This is a genomic window from Actinomycetes bacterium (assembly GCA_036510875.1).
Classification (GTDB): Bacteria; Actinomycetota; Actinomycetes; order Prado026; family Prado026; genus DATCDE01.
Genome location: DATCDE010000348.1, coordinates 1 through 2,933 on the forward strand (window position 1 = coordinate 1; position 2,933 = coordinate 2,933).

General features: G+C 68.2%; 3 protein-coding genes. All 3 read left to right on the forward strand.

Annotation, left to right across the window (positions count from 1 at the left end):
* The first annotated feature begins 256 nt into the window (after positions 1–256).
* The 3 genes from istA to VIM19_19960 are packed head-to-tail and all read left to right on the forward strand — an operon-like array spanning position 257 to position 2,792.
* Positions 257–1,801, forward strand: a complete 1,545-nt coding sequence (gene istA, locus VIM19_19950; protein ID HEY5187114.1) for an IS21 family transposase — start codon at positions 257–259, stop codon at positions 1,799–1,801.
* A complete protein-coding gene (istB, locus tag VIM19_19955; protein HEY5187115.1) occupies positions 1,798–2,622 on the forward strand; it encodes an IS21-like element helper ATPase IstB in 825 nt (274 codons plus the stop codon). The genes istA and istB overlap by 4 nt, the downstream gene beginning before the upstream one ends.
* On the forward strand, positions 2,619–2,792 hold the full coding sequence (locus tag VIM19_19960) for a hypothetical protein (protein ID HEY5187116.1): 174 nt from the start codon (positions 2,619–2,621) through the stop codon (positions 2,790–2,792). The genes istB and VIM19_19960 overlap by 4 nt, the downstream gene beginning before the upstream one ends.
* The last annotated feature ends 141 nt before the right edge of the window (positions 2,793–2,933 follow it).

Consider the following 2,933-nt stretch of genomic DNA (forward strand, 5'->3'; position numbering starts at 1 on the left):
TGCCCGAGCCGGGATCGGCACCGGGTTGTTCACCCGGATCAGTCCCAGGCTCTGCTGGACCACCTGTGACAGCGGACACGAGAAACTGCCCGGAGACGGCCACGAAGCTGCCCGGTGGCGGACATGAGAACTGCCCGCTGACGGTCATGAGATCTGCCCGACACGATTCCGTCTGCCTCGCCGCGTCCCGCGGTTGAGGCCCCTCCTGAGGTGCGGTTGCGGTGCTGAAGCGCCTACCGCCCCCAGGAGGGACACCGTGAAGTCTGCCGAGGAGATCATGAATATGTTAGATGCGTTTGATTTGACCGGGTCGTTGCGTGTTGCCGGCGAGCTTGCCGGGGTCTCGCATCACACCGTCGCCAGGTACGTCGCTGTCCGAGATAGCGGCATGGCTGCTGGCGGGGTGAGGCGGCCGATGTTGATTGACGAGTTCCTGCCCAAGGTGGAGGAGTGGGTCGAGCGCTCCAACGGGAAGGTCCGCGCCGACGTCGCCCACGACAAACTCGTCGCTTTGGGCTTCACAGGGTCGGAGCGCACGACGCGCCGGGCGGTCGCGGCGGTGAAGAAGAACTACCGGCTGGGCCGGGTGCGGGTTCACCGCCCATGGGTCACCGAGCCTGGGATGTGGCTTCAATACGATTTCGGCGACGGCCCGGTCATCGATGGGGTGAAGACGACGTTGTTCTGTGCGTGGTTGGCGTGGTCGCGGTTCCGGGTGGTGTTGGCGATCCGGGACAAGACCGCCCCGAGCGTGATGGCGGCCCTGGATGTGACGCTGCGCCGCCTTGGCGGTGCGCCCACGTACTTGTTGACCGACAACGAGAAGACGGTGACCACCGAGCACGTCGCCGGGATCGCGGTCCGTAACCCGGCCATCGTTGCCTTCGCACGGCATTACTCGGTCACCATCTTGACCTGTGAGCCCTGCGATCCGGCCAGCAAGGGTGGCAGCGAGTCGACGGTCAAGGTGGCCAAGGCTGACCTGGTCCCCAAGGACACCAACCTGCTCGAGGCCTACGACACGTTCGCGGAGCTGGAATCAGCCTGTGAGGCGTTTTGCGAGCAGGTCAATGCCCGGGTCCACCGGGTCACCCGCCGCGCCCCGGCCGACATGCTCGCCGAGGAGCAGGCCCGGTTGCATCCGGTGCCGGTGGCCGCGCACACGGTCGCGTTCGGGGTGACCCGCACCGTCGCGGCCAAGACCCCGATGGTCGCCTACGACGGCGGTCAGTACTCGGTCCCAGCCCGCTTGCTCGGCCAGGTCGTGTGGGTCCGGGTTCATGGCGCCGGCGCGGGCGAGCAGGTCGTCATCGTGCACGTCGGGCCCACCGGGCCGGTCGAGGTCGCCCGACATGAGCGGGCTACGCCGGGTAGTCCCCGCCTGGACGACGCGCACTTCCCGCCCCAGCCGGCTGGGGCTTTGGACCGAATCCCCAAGGCTCGCAACGAGTTCGAGGCCGCGTTCTTGGTGCTGGGCGACGGCGCCCGGTTGTGGCTGACCGAGGCCGCTGCATCGGGCACCACCAAGGTGCGCGTCAAAATGGCTCAGGCGGTGTCGCTGTCCAAGCTGTTCGGCGCGGCCGAAGTCGACTGGGCTTTGGGGCACGCGGCGGTCCATGGCCGGTTCGGACATGGGGACTTGGCCTCGATCCTGGACCACCACGCGACCACTGGGGCGAGCAGCTCACGCCACCAGGCCGGTGAGGGCGGGTCCCTGACCCAGGGCACCAGCGGCTGGGCCGCCCTCGGCACTCCCGCCATCGAGGAACCCTGCGACGACGAGCAGGAGGCGGCACTATGAGCGCGACACCACGGACGAAGGCCACGCCGGTGCCGGCCCTCGGAGTCCCTACGCCGCCGCCGCTGCCCGAAGACCTCGAAGCACTGCTGCGACGGTTGCGGCTGCCCCACATCCGCCGGCACGCCCCCGAGGTCGTGGCCACCGCCAAGGCCCAACGCTGGGAACCCGTCGAGGTCCTGCGCGCCCTGTTCACTGAAGAGTCCGCGGGACGGGAACGCTCAGCCCTGGCCACCCGCCGCGCCACCGCCGGGTTCCCCACCGGCAAGACATTCGCGGCATGGTCGCCGGCTGAGTCCTCGATCCCGGCCCCCACCCAGCAGGCCCTACGGACCCTGGAATGGGTCCACCGCCGGGAGAACCTCGTCGTCTGTGGGCCGTCCGGGACCGGCAAGACGTTCCTGCTCGAGGCTCTCGGACAACACGCCGTCGAGCAAGGACTACGCGTGGCGTGGTTCACCCTCGAAGACCTCGGCGTGCTCCTGCGCCGCCACCGCGCCGACGACACCGTTACCAAAGCCATCGCCCGGGTCCTGCGAGCCGATCTCGTTGTCGTTGATGACATCGGACTTTTGCCGGTATCTCAGGACGCCGCCGAGGGCCTGTACCGGCTGGTCGACGCCGCGTACGAGAAACGCTCGGTGGCGATCTCATCCAACCTTCATCCGGCCTCGTTTGACGAGCTGATGCCCAAAACACTGGCCACGGCCACGGTCGACCGGCTCCTGCACCACGCCCACGTCTGTCAGACCAGCGGCGAGTCCGTGCGCCTGTCTCAAGCCCTGGCCGGCGACGGCGTCACACCCTTGGGCGGCACCCGATGAGCGCGGGCACCGACGCCCGAAACAGCGTCATCTACGAATGCCCCGAGTGCGAAACCCGCTACCTCGACGAGCGCCGCTGCCCTGACTGCAACCTCTTCACCCGCCGTATCGGCCCGGGCGGCTCCTGCCCGCACTGCGACGAGCCAGTCGCCCAAGCCGACCTGACCTGACCTGACCACCACAACCCGAGGAGACCGCGATGCCCCACACCTGAACCAACGCCGTTGGTGGCCGCTAACTGGGCAGATCCCATGGCCACCATCGGGCAGTTTTCATGTCCGCCACTGGGCAGTTCCTACTGGCCATTGACA